Below are 17,327 nucleotides of genomic sequence, written 5' to 3'. Positions count from 1 at the left end.
ACGAGATGACCGCAACGATGAAAGCCGCCGTGGTGCGCGAATTCGGCAAGCCGCTGGCAATCGAGGAGGTGCCGATACCGGAGCCGGGCCCCGGCCAGGTGCTGATCAAATACGAGGCGACCGGCGTCTGCCATACGGACCTGCACGCGGCCAACGGTGACTGGCCGGTCAAGCCGAAGCCGCCCTTCATCCCCGGACACGAAGGCGTCGGCTATGTCGCCAAGCTCGGCAGCGGCGTCGCGCGCCTGAAGGAAGGCGACCGCGTCGGCGTGCCGTGGCTGCACACGGCCTGCGGCGGCTGCACGCCCTGCCGCACCGGCTGGGAGACGCTCTGCGGCAGCCAGCAGAACACAGGCTACTCCGTCAACGGCACCTTTGCCCAGTATGGCCTTGCCGATCCGGATTTCGTCGGGCGCCTGCCGGCAAAGCTTGAATTCGGACCGGCCGCGCCGATCCTCTGCGCCGGCGTCACCGTCTACAAGGGCCTGAAGGAGACCGAAGTGCGTCCTGGCGAATGGGCGTTGATCTCCGGCATCGGTGGGCTCGGCCACATGGCGGTGCAATACGCCAAGGCGATGGGCATGCATGTCGCCGCCGTCGATATCTTTCCGGAGAAGCTGGCGCTGGCGAGAAAGCTTGGTGCCGATCTCGTCGTCGACGCGCGCGACAAGGATGCAGTCGATCAGGTCCAAAAGGCGACCGGCGGCGTGCATGGAGCGCTGGTGACGGCGGTGGCGCCCAAGGCGATGGAGCAGGCGTTCAATATGCTGCGCTCCAAGGGAACCATGGCGCTGGTCGGCCTGCCGCCGGGCCAGATGTGCCTGCCGATCTTCGATACGGTGCTGAAGCGCATCACCATCCGCGGTTCCATCGTCGGCACACGCCAGGACCTCGAGGAGTCGCTGGAGTTCGCCGGCGAAGGCAAGGTCGCCTCGTATTTCAGCTGGGACAAGATCGAGAACATCAACGCGATCTTTGCGCGCATGGAAGAAGGCAAGATAGACGGCCGGATCGTGCTGGACCTCAACGGCTGACGCCGTTCACGCTTGGTAACGCAAGTTTGTCTGTTCCACTCCGTCCGCGCACCTATTCTGTCGCGGGCGGTTCTGTCTGCCGCCACGGGAGAACGAAACCGAAGGAGGCCGACATGCAGGAACTGAGAATTACGCAGGCGATGATCGACGCCTATGACGAATACACGCATCTGACCCTCGATCGCCGCCGCTTCATGGAAAAGCTGACCGGGCTGGCCGGCTCTGCCGCCGCGGCAGCGGCGATCGCGCCGCTGCTTGCTGCAAACGGCGCCAAGGCGGAGATCATTGCTGCGACCGACACACGGGTCGCCGGCGAAGACATTACCTATCCCGGTGCGGCCGGCGACATGAAAGGCTATCTCGTTCGCCCGGCGCAAATGAGCGGCAAGCTGCCGGCGGTGATCGTCATTCATGAAAACCGCGGGCTCAATCCGCATATCCGCGACATTGCGCGGCGCGTGGCGCTCGAAGGCTTCCTGGCGCTCGCCCCCGACTTCCTGTCGCCGTCGGGCGGGACGCCGACGGACGAGGACAAGGCGCGCGAGATGATCGGCGCGCTGGATGCGGCAGCAACGACGGCGAATGCAGTGGCGACCGTGGCTTTCCTGCAAGGGCATCAGCAATCGACAGGGAACGTCGGTGCCATCGGCTTCTGCTGGGGAGGAGGCCTCGTCAATCGGCTCGCCGTCGGCTCGCCCGATCTCAAGGCTGGTGTTGCCTATTACGGCGCCCAGCCCAAGGCAGAGGAAGTACCGAAGATCAAAGCCGCCCTGCTGCTGCACTATGCCGGGCTCGACGAGCGTATCAATGCCGGCATCGACGCCTATCGCAAGGCACTCAACGACAATGGCAAGGACGCGACGATCTACGTCTATGACGGCGTCAACCATGCATTCAATAACGACACCTCGGCGGCGCGCTATGACAAGGTTGCGGCCGATCTCGCCTGGGGCCGGACGGTCGAGTTCCTGAAGGCCAAGCTCGCCTGAGCATTGGTTTCGCTCAGGCGGCCGCCGCCCGGATGATATCGTCGGCGCAGCCGCTGATGGCCGCCGCGAGCGCCTCCATGTCGCGCTCGCGCGGGCTGCTGCGGCGCCAGACGAGGCCGATCTCGCGGGCCGGTTCGGGGGCCGCGAACGGCACGATGCGGATCGAGTTGCGCGCGGCCTCGGTCGCAATGGCAATTTCGGGGATCAGCGTCATGCCCATGCCGTTGGCGACCATCTGCAGGAGCGTCGTCATCGACGTGGCGCCGAAGCTGACAAGGCGCCGCTTGCCGGCCGTGCTGCAGACGGCCAGTGCCTGGTCGCGCAGGCAGTGCCCTTCCTCCAGTAGCAGCAACTGTTCGACGTCGACCTGGTCTTCGGTCAGCGGTGACATCAGGATGTTGCGTTCATCGTCGGCCATCGCCATGTAGAACCGGTCGGAGAAGAGCGGCTTCGTCGCAAGTCCTTCCGCGTCGATCGGCAGCGCCGCAACGACCGCGTCGAGCAGACCTTCGCCGAGATCGCCAACCAGCCGCGATGTCACCGATTCCTTCAATTCGATCTCGATTGCCGGATAGACGCTGCGCAGATGCGGCACCAGTCGCGGCACGAGGTAGGGGGCAAGCGTCGGGATGACGCCGATGCGGATCCGTCCTTCGAGCGTCCCGGCGCTGGCGCGCGCGCTCTGCTCTAGCAGATCCACCTCGGCGAGGATGGCGCGGGCGCGGGCCAGCACTTCCTCGCCCTTGCGGGTGAGGAAAACACCGCTGCGGCTGCGCTCCACCAGTTTCACGCCGAGGTGGGTTTCCATTTCCATGATCTGGGCGGAGAGCGCCGGCTGGCTGACGTGAACGAGTTCGGCGGCCTTGCCGAAGTGGCGAACGGAGGCAAGCGCCTCGAAGTAGCGCATCTGTCGGAGTGTAAGCATGATAGGAATCCCCTATCAAATTTGAGTTCAAATGCAATCGGAGATTATCGTCGGCGATAAAAAGCGGGCGCGCCAAGGTGGCCGGGCCGCGCTCCGGACCCGCGAAGCGGACATGATGGGCGCGGCCACGGAACAGGCCGCAGGGTGCGCTGCCGTGGACAGCCGCAGAGAAAAAGGCCACTCGCTCCTCCGATCGCGTGGCCTTTCTTTTTGTTTCTCGCCGTTCTTACCAGCCGGGCAGCATGTGGCTCTGCCGCAGGCGGGGATAGCGTGGGAAGCCCTTGATATCGGCATCGATATCGTCATTGGTGCTGATCGGCGTGATATTGTCGAGGCAGGCGGTGATGTGGTTGCTGATCGCATTCGAAAGCGAGGGCGACAGACCCGGACGCTTCATGATGCCGATCTGCACCGGCGCCAGCGCCGGGAAGCCGTCGGCGAGCGTCAGTACCTTCATGCCCGGACGGAGTGCTGATTCCGGCAGGACCGATACGGCCATGCCGGCCAGCACCGCGGCAGCGACCACCGTCGAAGACCAGCTCGTGAACAGGATCTGATATTCCCGCCCGGTCGCATCGAGCGCCGCGCAGGCGGCCTGCCGCCACAGGCAGTCACGTCGCCCGACGGCGAGCGGGATCGGTGCGTTCTCCGGCAGAGGATGGTTGATCGAGCTAACCCAGCAGAGCGGCTCGGTGCGGACGACATCGGAAGCGCGGGCGCGCGGATTGTGCGTGACCAGCGCAATGTCGAGGTCGCCCTTGGCCATCTTCTCGGCGAGATCCACGGAGGGTTCGCAGACGATATAGAGCTCGACATTCGGATGCGTCTTGGCGAAGCGCATGACGATCTCGGGCATATAGCGGTCGGCGTAATCGTCGGGCGTGCCGATGCGCAGCGTGCCTTCGAGGCGATTGTCGTCGAAGGAGGCGATCGCTTCGTTGTTGAGGCGGATCATCCGGCGAGCGAAATTGAGCAGCCGGTCGCCCTCGACGGTCAGCCGGTTGCCGCGCCCGTCCTTCATGAAAAGCGGCTTGCCGATGCGCTCTTCCAGGCGGCGCATCTGCATCGACACGGCGGATTGGGTCTTGAAGACCCGGTCGGCCGCCTTGGTGAAGCTACCCGTGTCGGCGATCGCGACAAAGGTCTGGAGCTGGTCGATATCGAGCGGTGCGGACATGGCCGTGAAGCATCCATAAGATTGTTTGATGAATATCATTAAAAACATTCGTTGGACTGATCAATAAGGATTTGCGATCTATTAGTGGCAATTTCATCGATCCCCGGCCGGCAATTTCGCCGGCGATTCCCAAGCTCTTTGGCCCGCCCTTGCGTTTGACCTCCCCGCAGGGGATGGGCCTCTTCGTGCCTGAAAAAAGGAGTACCGTCATGCGCACGACTCACGTCCTCGATCTCGACCTCGTTGCAGGAAAGCAGTCCCATGCCTCCCGCGCCGTCGGCGTCGCAGGGATGCTGACGTCCGTATGGCGCCAACTGCGAAACCGACATGCGATCGGCCGTCTGAACGACCTGGATGACCGCCAGCTCCTCGATATGGGGCTGAAGCGAGAAGATGTGCGCGAGGCGATCACCTCGCCCTTTTTCGACAATCCGGCGAGCTATCTGACCCGCGCCTCGCGAAACCGGGCGAGCCTCTTCTACAAGGGGATCCGCCACGACTGACCGTTGACGAGTTGAAGCGGGGTGAAGGCGGGAAGCCGCGCATCCTCGGTCCGCTTCACGGCGCATCCCGCCGCTTAGGGTGTGCCAGTCGAGCATGATCCGCGAAAGCCTGCCGCCGCCGCGGATCATGCTGCGAATTTCAAGTTCGGTGCTGCCGATCGCCAGAGGTCGCGCGCCCAAACTTTCCCCGCAGGGTAGAGCCAATAGACCCTGCCGCTTGGCCCGGTACATGACCAAGACATGTACCGGGCCTTTTTCTTTTGCTCGGGGGCGCGCGTGCTCAGGCGCAGAAGCTTGCGCCGGCCGACGGGACATGGACAGGGAAGGGGCGTTTCAGCTCTTTGTGCCGGGCCCGGTCTTGTAGACGTCGAACAGAGCCTCGACGTTCTTCTGGTATTCCTTCTGCATTTCCAGCCCGGTGTCGAACATGCTGTTCATTACCTGGGAGAACTGGGCAAGCGCCGGATTGTCCGGTGCCGGCTTCTGCGCGCCGGTGGCGCCCGCCTGCATCATATCCTGAAACGCCTTGACGAAAGGGTTGTCGGCAAAGACGTCCGGCGTCTTCGGCTTCTCTTCCTTCTTGGCCATGCCGAAGAAGCCCTGCATCGCCTGCGTGAAGGGGTTGTCGAAGGGGTTCGGTTGCGGCTCCGGCTTCTTGGCAAAGCCTGCCGCTTCCATCCACTGGCGCATCGCCGCTGCCATCGGGTTGTTGGCGAAGGCGTCGCTTGCGGCGGCGAATTGCCCGGTCGTCTGCTTGAACAGCCCGCCCATCAGCGTATCGGCCATGACCGGCAGCATCTGCTTGTAGATCTCCTGGCTGATGCCGGTGACCTGGGCGGCCTGCGCGGCGATCGCGCGCGACATTTCCTTCGAACCGAACAACTGTCCGAGAACACCATTGCCGTCGACCATGCCCTGCGGCGTGAAAGCCTGGCTCATGTCTTCGAAGTATTTGGCATAGTTGCCGCTGCCGAGCGCCGTCAGCAGCGCGCCGAAATCATAAGGATTGGCCGTGTTGCGCTTGAAGGCGGCCGAAAAGGCCGGCAGCAACGCCGCCGTCGCCTTCGTCATCTGCTCCTGGGCGAGGCCGAATTGTTGAGCCATCAGTTCGATGGCCTTGCCGTTCTGCGCCTGTGCGAACATGTCAAAAAGCGGTGCCATGCCAGTTCCCCTTCGGCATCTCGACGCGCGGCGCTGCAAGCGACGCATATCCTTGCACTATAACGGGAAATCGGGGGCTGGAAACCGCTTTTTGAGAGCGCCCGGCGGGCGCCTCAGTATTGGTACTCGGCGAAAACCGGTTCGACCGAGCCGTTCCAGCGACCGTTGTAGAGTGCCAACAGGTCTTCGGCGAGTGTCGCCTTCTTCGCGAGAACCTCGTCAAGCGGCGCCAGGAACTGGCTTTCGTCGATGCCTTCGCCGTTCAGCCGGTTGCGACGCTTGAGGCCGCCGCGCGAAATGGCGATGACCTCGCGGGCGATGTCGTAGAGATTGCCCGTACGGAACCTGGTCGCAAGCGCCTGCACGGGCACCGCGTCACGCATCGCGCTTACCTCCTCGAAGGTCCAGTCGCGCGTCAGGGTCTCGGCGGCAGCGAGCGCTTCGCGGTCGTAGAGCAGGCCGACCCAGAAGGCCGGCAGCGCGCAGATCCGCCGCCACGGACCGCCATCGGCGCCGCGCATTTCGAGGAAGCGCTTGAGCCGAACGTCGGGGAACAGTGTCGACAGATGGTTCGTCCAGTCACCCATGTTCGGCTGCCACTCGGCAATCTCGCCCTTGAGCGCACCGCCCATGAACTGGCGGAAGGTGACGTGGGTACAGTCATGGTAGTGGCCGTCGCGCACGACGAAGTACATCGGCACGTCGAGCGCCCATTCGACATAGTCGGCAAAGCCGAAATCCGGGCCGAAGGCGGATGGCAGCAGGCCGGCACGTTGATTGTCGGTGTCGCGCCAGATGTCGCCGCGCCAGGACAAGAGCCCGTTCGGCTTGCCGTCGGTAAACGGTGAGCTTGCGAAGAGCGCGGTCGCCAGCGGCTGCAGCTTCAGAGACACCTGCATCTTGCGGCGCATGTCCTCTTCCGAGGAGAAGTCGAGGTTCACCTGGATCGTGCAGGTGCGATACATCATGTCGAGGCCCTTGGTGCCGACCTTGGGCATATAGCGGCTCATGATGCCATAGCGCGATTTCGGCATGCGCGGCGTCTCGGCGAAGGTCCACTTCGGGCTGCCGCCGATGCCGAGGAAACGGATGCCGAGCGGCTCGGCGATTTCGCGCAGTGCGGCGAGGTGCTGGTTCGATTCCTTGCAGGTCTGGTGCAGGTTTTCGAGCGGCGCACCGGAAAGCTCGAACTGGCCGCCCGGCTCGAGCGAAATCGCGCCGTTGCCCGATTGTTCGGCGAGGCCGATGATGTTGCCTTCGTCGACGATCGGCTCCCAGCCGCTCTTGGCGGCCATGCCGTTCAGGAGCGCCTGGATGCTGGCCTCGCCGAAATAGGGGACGGGGCTGTTGTCCGCCTTAAAGAAGGCGAACTTTTCGTGCTCCGTGCCGATCCGGAACCGCTCCGCCGGTTTCGAACCTGCTGCCAGGTAGGCGGTCAGGTCAGCGATAGAGGTTACCGGCGTCTGGTCGGTGGTATCTCGGGCCATGAGCGTCTTCTTTTGTTTGGACGGCTCTCGCTGGATCGCGGGAGTTGGTGGAGGCTGCTTGAACCGTAATCAGGTGCGGTGCAAGTCAATTTCTTTCAAGATCTCATCAAAAAAAGTAGGACGATTGCTTGCGCTGGAGCAAGCTCCCTGGATCGAGGTATCGTCGATCCAACCCTACCTTGTCTTGAGAGATCCCACTTCTTTTAGGGGAACGAGCGGTATCTGGTCTGCTCCGGAACGACCGGCTATCGCCAGTCGCCGACCGTCGCCTGGATGACCGCCATGGCCGCGACTGCGGCGGTATCGGCCCTGAGGATTCGCGGTCCAAGCGGAATGCTGCTGACAAAGTCGAGGCTGCGTAGCAGCGTCCGCTCACCTTCCGAGAAACCGCCTTCGGGACCGATCAGCAGAGCGAGTTTCTTTTCCTCGACGGCCGAGAGGATCGGCAACGGGTTCTGGCTGTCGCTGCCTTCGTCACAGAAAATGATGCGCCGGTCGCCGGGCCAGGCGGAAAGCACGTCCTCCAGCCGGCGCGGCTCCTCGACATCGGGAATGCCGAGCACACCACATTGTTCGGCCGCCTCGATGACATTGGCGCGGACCCGATCGATATTGCCGAGCTTGCCTTGCACATGCTGCGTCATGACGGGCTGCAGCACGCCTGCGCCCATTTCGACGGCCTTCTGCACGAGATAGTCGAGCCTGCCGACCTTGAGCGGTGCGAAAAGATAGACGAGATCGCAGGGTTCCGGCTGCGGCCGGGTCTGTTCGATGGCGGTCAGCACCAGCTTCTTCCTGCTGGCGAAGGAGAGTTCCGCACGCCACTCGCCGTCACGTCCGTTGAAGACGAGGATCGAGGAACCCTCTTCATAGCGCAGCACATTCACCAGATAATTGAACTGCTCCTTGGTCGCCTCATGGGCGGAGCCCGTGTCAAGGGGATGTTCGACGAACAGTCGCTGCATGCGAAAATTGGCGCGCATAGGGAGTGCCTTCACATGAAAATGCCGGAGAGAATGAAGTAGAGGACGGCCGATAGCGCTGCCGAGGCGGGAACGGTGATGATCCAGGCGCCGACGATCGTCAGGAAGTGCGAGCGGCGTACGAGGCGCCGGCGCCGGACTTCGGCGAAGTTGGTTTCCGCCGTTTCCATGAAGTCGGTCTGTCCTGTCCGCTCCCGGACAAACTGCATGCGGCGTTTGGAATTGCGGATGTACCATTCGCGGAAGAAACCGACGCCGAAGACGGCGCCGACGGCCGTGTGCGTCGAGCTGATCGGCAGTCCGAGCGCCGATGCCAGCAGCACCGTGACGGCGGTGGCGAGCGCGACGCAGAAGGCGCGCATCGGATTGAGCTTGGTGATCTCCTCACCGACGACGCGAATGAGCTTCGGTCCATAGAGCAGCAGACCGATCGAGATGCCGAGCGCGCCGATCGCCAGTTCCCACAGGGGAGCCGGCGATTTCTCCGTCGCAATGACCCCGTCCAAGGCCGAAACGATCGCGGACAAGGGGCCGATCGCGTTGGAGACGTCGTTGGCGCCGTGGGCGAAGGAGAGCAGCGCCGCGGCCAGAATGAGCGGCGCACGGAACAGCTTGCGAAGCGACTGGTTGCGGTTGTCCAGCCCCTCGGACTGTCTGTAGATCCAAGGCTTGGTCAGAAAATAGATGATGGTGCCGATGACGGCGCCCAGGCCGAGTCCCGTTGGCAAGGAGATTGAGGCCACCTGGACCAGGGCGATCTCCGCGAGATATGCGGTAAAGGAGCCCGCGGTGACACCAAGAATGACCGGCATCCACCGCCTTGCGGCGGCGATCTTGTCCTCGCGATAGATGATGAATTCCTTGAGGAAGGCGAGGAAAGTGGCGGCAATCGTGCCTCCCAGCAGCGGCGAGACCGACCAGCTGAGCGTGATGCCGGCGAGCGACCACCATTGGACGCTGGAAAAGCCGGCAGCCGCGATGCCCGCTCCGACGATGCCGCCGATGATCGAGTGCGTGGTCGAAACCGGCGCTCCGGAATAGGTGGCGATGTTGATCCAGGCCGCCGAAGAGGCCAGCGCCGCCATCATGATCCAGACGATCGCCTGCGGACCGAGCACGCCTTCTCCATAGACGATGCCGGCTTCGATCGTTAGCGCCACCTCCCGCCCGGCAAGCATTGCGCCGGCAATTTCAAAGACGGCGGCGATGGCAAGTGCGGTCGTCATCGACATCGCCTTGGCGCCGACGGCAGCGCCGACGTTGTTGGTCACGTCGTTCGCACCGATGTTCATGGCCATGTAGCCGGCGATGGCAGCCGCGGCGATGATGATCGGCGCGGTCGCGGAACTTGTCACGAAGCTCGCGGCAAAGGCCATGCTGAGCAGCAGAAAGAGACCGGCGAGCGCCGGCGCCGCCAGGCTGCGGCGGACATGCTGCGATGCCTCTTCGGCAAGGCTGAGCTTGTCGAGATCTTTGTCGATCGTCTGTTTTGCGAGGCGTATGCGCGGCTGTGCCACTGCCTGGAACTCCATTGTCACCATGGCCACTAAGGCCACTGCAACACGCATTCAAGTGGATTTGATGGACATCGGTGCCCGCGCGTCCGGAACCTGCGTTGAGGGGCATTGGATGCCCTACAGCGCCGCGCGTCTTTTAAGACGCGCAAAGGGCGCCGTAGACTTTGATTTGCTGCATGTCTTCGTCCTCAAATCGCGTTCGATTTAAGGAGACATGCAGTAGAGGTTACCTGGAATGTTAGCCGTTCGCCGCCTTCGGCATCGGCGCAGACGCCGCGACCATGCGTTCGCCAAAGGCGAGAATGAGGTCCTTCAGCGACGGCTCGGCCACTCGCGAAGCGGCTTCCTTGTAGTCGACCCATTCGAGCTGCCTGCGGCCTTCCTCGGGGAAGTGCTTGCAGAGGTCGTCGACTTCGAGAGCATGAACCTGCACCTTGACCGAGATCTTCAGGCCGTGGTCCATGCGCTTCTGGTAGAGATAGAACCCGATCGTCGACTTTTGCACATGGCCTTTGACGCCGGCCTCCTCGTAGGCCTCGCGCTCCGCCACTTCGTGGGCGCGCTTGCCCTGCATCGGCCATCCCTTGGGAATGACCCAGCGACCGGTGTCGCGGCTGGTGATCATGAGGATTTCGAGGGCCTTGGTCTTCTTGCGGATCCGATAGCAGAGCGCAGCATATTGCATGCGCGCCGGGCGGCGCAGCATCAACTGGACATCGGATGCGAGTCTGTTCAAGAAGTTCAAGGTCGTCTGCGCTCCTCTCGGCGAATCAGTGTTTTTGTTTTCTGTCAAAGCCAGTATGGCAGCGTCCTGTTGCGTGTAAATGTTGCCGCCCGCGGGCAGCCGGATATGCGGTCAGCTTTCCGCTGAACTGTGGTCCAGATACGACAGGATATGGTGATTTCGCGGCGCTTTACCAAGCGCCGGCAACCGTGCGTAGGACTGGTCCATCAGCTCGCGCGGTCGCGCTGCTGCAGGCGCAGGCGGGCGATACGGTTCCATTCGCCGGTGCGTTCCGCCTCGCGGGTCGCGGCGGCAACGAAGTCGATATGGTTCTGCGACGCGGCCTTCGCCTTTGCCGGATCCCGCGCCATGATCGCATCGTAGATCGCCTCGTGCTGGGCAAGCAGCCGGTCGCGGGCCCCCGGCGCATCGAAAACCGAGTTGCGGTGGAAGAAAATGCCTTGCTGGAGCAGCCGATAGCAGGCGCGCAGCGTGTGCATCAGGATGATGTTGTGGGCGCTTTCGCCGATTGCCTGGTGGAGCTCGATATCGGCCTCGAGTTCCGCGTCGAAGTCGCCGGCGGCGTGCGCCGTGCGCATGCGCTCGATGATCCTCGTCAGAATATCGCGGTCGAAATCCGTGGCCCGGGTGGCGGCCAGTTCCGCCGTCAGTCCTTCGAGCTCGCGTCTGTATTCGAGATAGTCCTGCGTCGCCTTGTGGTGGCGGGCGATGAGGTCGATCAGCGGCTTGGAGAAAATCTGCCCGACCACGTCGGCGACGAAAGTGCCGCCGCCGTGGCGGCTCTCGACGAGCCCGCGTCCTTCGAGCTCCTTGAGCGCCTCGCGCAGGATCGGCCTGGACACGTCGAAGCGCTTGGAAAGCTCCCTTTCGCCCGGCAGCCGGTCGCCGTCGCGCAGCACGCCTTCGAGAATCAGCAGCTCGATCTGCTGCACGACTTCGTCGGCCGTGCGGCTGTGGCTGATGCGGGCGAAGAGGTCGATCTGGTCGTCGGTCACGTCTTGGTCTCCCGGATCCCGGTGAAGTTCGGTCTCTTGGCCAAAAATTCATCGTGATTCTCATAGGTTAGAGCGGGAGGGGGCGGAAAGCCGCACCCAGGTTCCTCACCCCGCACTGTGCCGCAATCTAGGCAGCCGGCACCAAGTGGTCAATTTGCTTGTCCACTTTGTGCGGCTGACAAAAGTCAAACTGCGGCAATGCGTCCTTTTTCTTTTGCTCGTTCGATTGATAAGAAAGTCGTGATGAACGCGTGAGGGGGACAAGAGCGCTTCATGGCAAAGGGTAGTTTTGCATTTCCGGTGGCGCCGATGCGCGCCTTGGCCTTGGGCGAGGTTCATTCGCGCCCCTATGCGCTGGTAACCACGCCGCGGGTGATCTTCCAACTCGCCTTCCTGACCGATGGCGGCTCAATCGTCGATCACGCCGTGCTCTCGGAGTTGTCGCGGGCACGCGGGATTGCGCCGCCGGGGCGGGACGCGAACCATCATGCGATGTCCTGGGGGCAGGGAACGCTGCGCTGGGAGCGGCACACGGAATTCTCCACCTATTTCTGGGATGCACCGCCGCCGGAGAAGTTTGGCGGCGAGGTGCCGATCCACCCGTTTGGCGACGGATTTTCGCCGCCTGGCTCGCTGATCTCGGGTATCCGGCTGGAAATCCGGCCGGATACGCCGGAGAGCCGCGAGGCGATCGGGCTCTTCGATCCGACGAGCCTCTGCTACAGCGAAACCAAGAACGGCCAGGCGGTGATCGTCACCGATTTCCGCCAGAACGGCGACGGCCTGACCCAGATCCTGGTCATCGACCGCGGCATGACGGAGGCGGGCACCGGCGCGCTCGTCCAGCGCCTGCTCGACATCGAGACCTACCGAACTCTGGCGATGATGGGCCTGCCGCTCGCCCAGTCGCTGTCGCCGGAGATCCGCCGGACCGAGGACGGCTTGACCGGGATCACCCAGCGCATGAAGGAAAATGTGCGCGAGGAGGCCGACGACATGCTGGCCGAGATCACCCGGCTTGCCGCCGATCTCGAGGCGGGTGCGGCACTCAGCCTCTACCGCTTCGGCGCCAGCCGCGCCTATTACGGCATCGTGCAGGAGCGTATTCGCACGCTCGCCGAGACCCCGGTGCCGGGCTACGAGACGATCGGCACCTTCCTCGAACGGCGCTTGGCGCCGGCGATGCGCACCTGTCAGTCGGTCGAAGAGCGCCAGGCCAACCTGTCGCGCAAGCTTGCCCGCGCCACGGCTCTTCTCAGAAGCTGGGTCGATGTCGAACTCGAGCGGCAGAACAGCGCACTGCTGAATTCGATGGACCGGCGCGCCAAGCTGCAGCTGCGCCTGCAGCAAACGGTCGAAGGCCTGTCGGTCGCCGCCATTTCCTACTACGTCGTCGGGCTGTTCGGTTATCTCGCCAAGGCCGTCAGCCACGAGCTGCCGATCGATCCGGGCCTGCTCACCGGCCTTGCCGTTCCCTTCGCCGTTGCCGGCGTCTGGCTGATTGTGCGCCGCATCCGCCGCCATCACGAGGACAGCGAGCACAAGTAAGCAATTCCAGCAAAAGTGTGCCGCGGTTTTGCGTTCGGAATTGCGAGAAAAAAGCAATTCCAGCAAAAGTGTGCCGCGGTTTTGCGTCCGGAATTGCGAGAAGCAAAAACCAGCCCAGGAACTATTGCTCCCAATAGGGGATCGGCCCGTAAAGTCCGGCCAGGTAGTCGATGAACAGCCGCACCTTGGCTGGCAGGAACTGGCGGCTCGGATAGACGGCCGAGAGCGTCAGGTGCTTCGAGCCTTCCCATTGCGGCAGCACCTGCACCAATTGCCCGCTGCGCAATTCCGGGCCGATATCCCAGGTGGAGCGGAGCGCAATGCCGGCGCCGGCGATGACGGCGGCGCGCACGATCTCGGAGGAGTTTGTCACGAGCGGCCCCTCCGGGTGCCAGACCAACGCCCCCTCCGGTCCTTCGAGCTTCCAGTTGTCGTTGTTGTGCGCCGGCAGGCAGAGGTGGTTGGCGAGATCGCCGATCTCCTTCGGCGCGCCGTTGCGGGCGATGTATTCCGGCGAGGCGCAGAGCAGCCGACGCACCGGCGCAAGCTTCCTTGCCACCAGGGATGAATCCACCAGCTCGCCGATCCTGACTGCCATGTCGAAGCCTTCGGCGACGATATCCGTGAATTCGTCCGTCAGCACGATGTGCAGCTTCAGGTCCGGATGATCCTTCATGAACTTCGTCAGATGCGGCGCGATGTGCATCCGGCCGAAGGAGGTCGGCGCCGAAATCCGGAGCACGCCGAGCGCATGCGACGAACGCCCGGAGGCATAGGCCTCGGCCTCCTCGATGCCGGTCAGAATGCCGAGTACCCGGTCGTAGAATCCCTGGCCTGCTTCCGTCAGCGAGATCTGGCGCGTCGTGCGCTGCAAAAGCCGTGTGCCGAGCCGATCCTCGAGCCTCTTGATGCGCTTCGAGATGACCGCTGGGGAAAAGCCCAGCACCCTCCCGGCAGCCGACATACTGCCTGTGGAAACGACCCGTGCAAAAATCTCAAGATCGCCTAAATTCGTCATCAATCGTTGCCATTGTTTCCAAAACGGAAAAGCTCATAGCATTTGCGAGGGTTCTCTCCTAGTGGTAAAGAAAATGAACCAATTGATAAGCGGCCGGAGGAGCTGATGGCGGAGACGATCGGTTTTCTGCAACCGAAACAGGCTGTTATCACTCGGCGCCGCGAGATCGTCGCCGACCTCGCCGATCTCTTGCCCGAGGGCTGTCTGATCAGTGACGAGCGCGGGCTGAAGCCCTTCGAGACCGACGCCTTCATCGCCTATCGTCGCATGCCGCTCGCCGTTGCGCTGCCGGAGACGACGGAGCAGGTCGCAGCCCTTCTCAAATATTGCAGCCGCTACGGCATTCCGGTCGTGCCGCGCGGCGCCGGCACCTCGCTTTCGGGCGGCGCCATCCCGCAGGAGGATGCGGTCGTCATCGGTCTGTCCAAGATGTCGCGCATTCTCGATATCGACCTCTTCAACCGCACCGCCACCATCCAGGCGGGCGTCACCAATCTCAATATCTCCGAGGCCGTCTCCGCCGACGGTTTCTTCTATGCGCCCGACCCGAGTTCGCAGCTTGCCTGCACGATCGGCGGCAATATCGGCATGAATTCCGGCGGTGCCCATTGCCTGAAATACGGCGTCACCACCAACAATCTGCTCGGTGTGAGGATGGTGCTGTTCGATGGCACCGTCATCGAGCTCGGCGGCAAGGCGCTGGATGCGGCCGGCTACGATCTGCTCGGCCTCGTCTGCGGCTCGGAGGGCCAACTCGGCATCGTCACCGAGGCGACGGTGCGGCTGATCGCGAAGCCGGAAGGCGCCCGTCCCGTGCTCTTCGGTTTCGCCTCGTCGGAAGCGGCCGGCGCCTGTGTCGCCGACGTCATCGGCTCCGGCATCATCCCGGTTGCGATCGAGTTCATGGATAAGCCGGCGATCGAGATCTGCGAAGCCTTCGCCCATGCCGGCTACCCGCTCGACGTCGAAGCGCTGCTGATCATCGAGGTCGAAGGTTCCGAGCCGGAAATGGATGCGATGCTCGCCAGCATCGTCGCGGTCGCACGCCGTCATGGCGTCGCGACGATCAAGGAGTGCCAGTCGGCAATGGAAGCGGCAGCGATCTGGAAGGGGCGGAAATCCGCCTTCGGCGCCACCGGTCGCATCGCCGACTATATCTGCATGGACGGCACCGTGCCGCTCAGCCAGCTCTCGCATGTGCTCGCCCGCACCGGCGAGATCGTCGCGCGCTACGGCCTGCGGGTCGCCAATGTCTTCCACGCCGGCGACGGCAACATGCATCCGCTGATCCTCTATAACATCAACGACCCGGAGGATGCGGCGCGCGCCGAAGCCGCCGGCAACGATATCCTCAAGCTCTGCGTTGACGCCGGTGGCTGCCTGACGGGCGAGCACGGCGTCGGCATCGAAAAACGGGACCTCATGCTGCACCAGTACAACCAGGCCGACCTCGACCAGCAGATGGCGGCGCGGGCCGCCTTCGATCCGCATTGGATCCTGAACCCGTCCAAGGTCTTCCCGCTCGAAGGGCGTCCCGCCGCATGATCGTGCATTTCGAACCGGCAAGCGAAGAGGGGATTGCGACCGTCGTCCGCGCGATGGCGGCCGACAAGGCTTCGCTCGCAGTCATCGGCGGCAACACGCGCTCGGGTCTCGGCAATCCCGTGCGTGCCGACCGGGTGCTGTCGACGCGCCGCCTTTCCGGCATTGTCAGCTACAATCCAGCCGAGATGACGATCACTGCGCTTGCGGGAACGCCGATGCGCGAAATCGAAGAGGCGCTGGCGGAAAACCGACAGATGCTCGCCTTCGAACCGGTGGATCATCGGCCGATCTTTGCTTCGTCGGGAGAGCCGACGATCGGCGGGGTCTTTGCCGCCAACGTGTCGGGTCCCAGGCGCTATGTCGCCGGTGCCGCCCGCGACAGCCTGCTCGGCGTTCGCTTCGTCAACGGCCGCGGCGAGGCGATCAAGGCCGGCGGCCGGGTGATGAAGAACGTCACCGGCCTGGATCTGGTCAAGCTGCAAGCGGGTTCGCACGGCACGCTCGGCATCCTGACCGAAGTGACCTTCCGCGTCCTGCCGCTGCCGCCGGCGTCCGAGACCATCGTCGTCTCCGGTCTCAACGATGCCGAAGCCGCTGCGGTCATGGCCGAGGCGATGGCGCAAACGGTCGAGGTCTCCGGTGCCGCGCATCTGCCGGAGAGCGTGCGCGGGCGGTTCCTCGAAGGTGGCCTTCCGGACGGTGCCGCGACGGTGCTCAGGCTCGAAGGACTGGAGGCATCGGTCGCGCTCCGGGCCGAAAAGCTGGCGAACGCGGTCGGGCGCTTCGGCGCGGTGACGCGGCTCGACGGGCCGCAGACATCGAAGCTCTGGGCGGAGATCCGCGACGTCAAACCCTATGCCGACGGCACGAAGAAGCCGCTCTGGCGTGTGTCCGTCGCCCCGTCGCTCGGCCATCAACTGGTGGCGGCGCTCAGGCTGCAGACCGGCGTCGATGCCTTCTATGACTGGCAGGGCGGTCTCGTCTGGCTGCGCATGGAGGCCGACCCCGAAGCGGAACTGGTGCGCCGTTACATCAAGGTTCTTGGTGGCGGCCATGCAACGCTCGTCAGGGCCGAAGACGGCTACCGTGCCGCCATCCCGGCGTTTGAACCACAACCCTTGGCCGTGGCACAATTGAGCGAGCGCGTCCGCGCGAGCTTCGACCCGCACCGGATTTTCAATCCCGGCCGCATGGCTGCGGTGTCTGAGACAGCGACGATGGAACATGGGAGGAAATGATGAGCGACAATGGTCCGCAGACACCGTTTTCCCGGGAAACCGATCGCTGGCTGGAGCCGGGCAAGATCAACGTCCAGGTGATTTACGTCCTTTATCTCGTGGGTTTTGCGGTCGGGATCACCCCGATCATCGGCGTGGTGATGGCTTATCTCAATCGCGGCAAGGGCATGTCCTGGGTCCAGACGCATTATGAATGGGCGATCCGAACCTTCTGGATCGCTCTCTTGTTCGGGTTGATCTCGTTGCTGCTGACGGCGCTGTTGGTTGGTATTCTCGGCTTCATCGCCACCGCCGTCTGGATCGTCGTGCGCTGCGTCGTCGGCCTGCAACGGGCGGCGCGCCAGGAGCCGATCACCAATCCCGAAAGCTGGATGGTGTAGGCCACGGCGCAATCCCTGAGACCGGATCCGGTCGAAGGATGCTGAAATCAGAATGCTGCGGTGACCGAAGCACGCATCTTGT

The 17,327-nt window shown here is 63.5% G+C and carries 16 protein-coding genes; 7 read left to right on the top strand and 9 right to left on the bottom strand.

All coding sequences use genetic code 11. The features are described 5' to 3' along the window. The first annotated feature begins 5 nt into the window (after positions 1-5). Both adhP and AC0C6X_RS01565 read left to right on the top strand, forming a co-directional pair. Positions 6-1,034 (top strand): alcohol dehydrogenase AdhP, encoded by a 1,029-nt coding sequence (gene adhP / locus AC0C6X_RS01570; protein WP_472951522.1) that lies wholly within the window; start codon positions 6-8, stop codon positions 1,032-1,034. Positions 1,035-1,147: 113 nt separating this feature from the next. Continuing rightward, complete coding sequence (locus tag AC0C6X_RS01565) at positions 1,148-2,023, top strand: dienelactone hydrolase family protein (RefSeq protein ID WP_472951519.1); 876 nt, start codon at positions 1,148-1,150, stop codon at positions 2,021-2,023. A 13-nt stretch (positions 2,024-2,036) separates the two neighbouring features. Here the strand turns inward: AC0C6X_RS01565 and AC0C6X_RS01560 are convergent, their stop codons facing one another. Both AC0C6X_RS01560 and AC0C6X_RS01555 read right to left on the bottom strand, forming a co-directional pair. Beyond that, a complete protein-coding gene (locus AC0C6X_RS01560) occupies positions 2,037-2,948 on the bottom strand; it encodes a hydrogen peroxide-inducible genes activator (RefSeq protein ID WP_173515700.1) in 912 nt (303 codons plus the stop codon). A 226-nt stretch (positions 2,949-3,174) separates the two neighbouring features. Further along, a complete protein-coding gene (locus AC0C6X_RS01555; RefSeq protein WP_173515701.1) occupies positions 3,175-4,125 on the bottom strand; it encodes a LysR substrate-binding domain-containing protein in 951 nt (316 codons plus the stop codon). 209 nt (positions 4,126-4,334) lie between these two features. Here AC0C6X_RS01555 and AC0C6X_RS01550 point away from each other — a divergent pair, with 209 nt between their 5' ends. Further along, a complete protein-coding gene (locus tag AC0C6X_RS01550) occupies positions 4,335-4,628 on the top strand; it encodes a DUF1127 domain-containing protein (RefSeq protein ID WP_173515702.1) in 294 nt (97 codons plus the stop codon). A gap of 333 nt (positions 4,629-4,961) precedes the next feature. On the opposite strand, the gene AC0C6X_RS01545 is transcribed toward AC0C6X_RS01550, so the two are convergent. The 6 genes from AC0C6X_RS01545 to AC0C6X_RS01520 form a co-directional block, all read right to left on the bottom strand. Further along, positions 4,962-5,789 (bottom strand): DUF937 domain-containing protein, encoded by an 828-nt coding sequence (locus AC0C6X_RS01545; protein ID WP_173515703.1) that lies wholly within the window; start codon positions 5,787-5,789, stop codon positions 4,962-4,964. Positions 5,790-5,902: 113 nt separating this feature from the next. Beyond that, on the bottom strand, positions 5,903-7,276 hold the full coding sequence (locus tag AC0C6X_RS01540) for a glutamate--cysteine ligase (RefSeq protein ID WP_472951517.1): 1,374 nt from the start codon (positions 7,274-7,276) through the stop codon (positions 5,903-5,905). A gap of 245 nt (positions 7,277-7,521) precedes the next feature. Beyond that, positions 7,522-8,259, bottom strand: a complete 738-nt coding sequence (locus AC0C6X_RS01535) for a 16S rRNA (uracil(1498)-N(3))-methyltransferase (RefSeq protein ID WP_173515705.1) — start codon at positions 8,257-8,259, stop codon at positions 7,522-7,524. An 11-nt stretch (positions 8,260-8,270) separates the two neighbouring features. Further along, positions 8,271-9,776: an inorganic phosphate transporter gene (locus tag AC0C6X_RS01530; protein ID WP_173515706.1), complete on the bottom strand. Its 1,506-nt coding sequence runs from the start codon at positions 9,774-9,776 to the stop codon at positions 8,271-8,273. A gap of 238 nt (positions 9,777-10,014) precedes the next feature. Next, positions 10,015-10,521 carry an NUDIX hydrolase gene (locus tag AC0C6X_RS01525; RefSeq protein WP_247958043.1) on the bottom strand — a complete coding sequence of 169 codons (507 nt, stop codon included), beginning with the start codon at positions 10,519-10,521 and terminating at the stop codon, positions 10,015-10,017. A 206-nt stretch (positions 10,522-10,727) separates the two neighbouring features. After that, on the bottom strand, positions 10,728-11,516 hold the full coding sequence (locus tag AC0C6X_RS01520) for a FadR/GntR family transcriptional regulator (RefSeq protein WP_173515708.1): 789 nt from the start codon (positions 11,514-11,516) through the stop codon (positions 10,728-10,730). Between the two features lie 273 nt (positions 11,517-11,789). Here AC0C6X_RS01520 and AC0C6X_RS01515 point away from each other — a divergent pair, with 273 nt between their 5' ends. After that, positions 11,790-13,064: a DUF3422 family protein gene (locus AC0C6X_RS01515; protein ID WP_247958042.1), complete on the top strand. Its 1,275-nt coding sequence runs from the start codon at positions 11,790-11,792 to the stop codon at positions 13,062-13,064. A gap of 121 nt (positions 13,065-13,185) precedes the next feature. Here the strand turns inward: AC0C6X_RS01515 and AC0C6X_RS01510 are convergent, their stop codons facing one another. Beyond that, positions 13,186-14,082: a LysR family transcriptional regulator gene (locus tag AC0C6X_RS01510; protein WP_472951513.1), complete on the bottom strand. Its 897-nt coding sequence runs from the start codon at positions 14,080-14,082 to the stop codon at positions 13,186-13,188. 105 nt (positions 14,083-14,187) lie between these two features. Between AC0C6X_RS01510 and AC0C6X_RS01505 the strand changes: the two genes are divergently transcribed. From AC0C6X_RS01505 to AC0C6X_RS01495, 3 genes are read left to right on the top strand one after another with little or no spacing between them, the layout of a single operon-like run. Next, on the top strand, positions 14,188-15,627 hold the full coding sequence (locus AC0C6X_RS01505) for an FAD-binding oxidoreductase (RefSeq protein WP_173515711.1): 1,440 nt from the start codon (positions 14,188-14,190) through the stop codon (positions 15,625-15,627). Beyond that, positions 15,624-16,865 (top strand): glycolate oxidase subunit GlcE, encoded by a 1,242-nt coding sequence (gene glcE / locus AC0C6X_RS01500; RefSeq protein WP_472951509.1) that lies wholly within the window; start codon positions 15,624-15,626, stop codon positions 16,863-16,865. Before AC0C6X_RS01505 ends, glcE begins: the two co-directional genes overlap by 4 nt. After that, positions 16,865-17,245: a DUF4870 family protein gene (locus AC0C6X_RS01495; RefSeq protein WP_173515713.1), complete on the top strand. Its 381-nt coding sequence runs from the start codon at positions 16,865-16,867 to the stop codon at positions 17,243-17,245. Before glcE ends, AC0C6X_RS01495 begins: the two co-directional genes overlap by 1 nt. Positions 17,246-17,327: the final 82 nt, after the last annotated feature.

The organism is Ensifer sp. VA4 (assembly GCF_055710065.1).
Note: the sequence above shows the minus strand (reverse complement) of the source record. Positions and strands in the feature narration are given on the sequence as shown.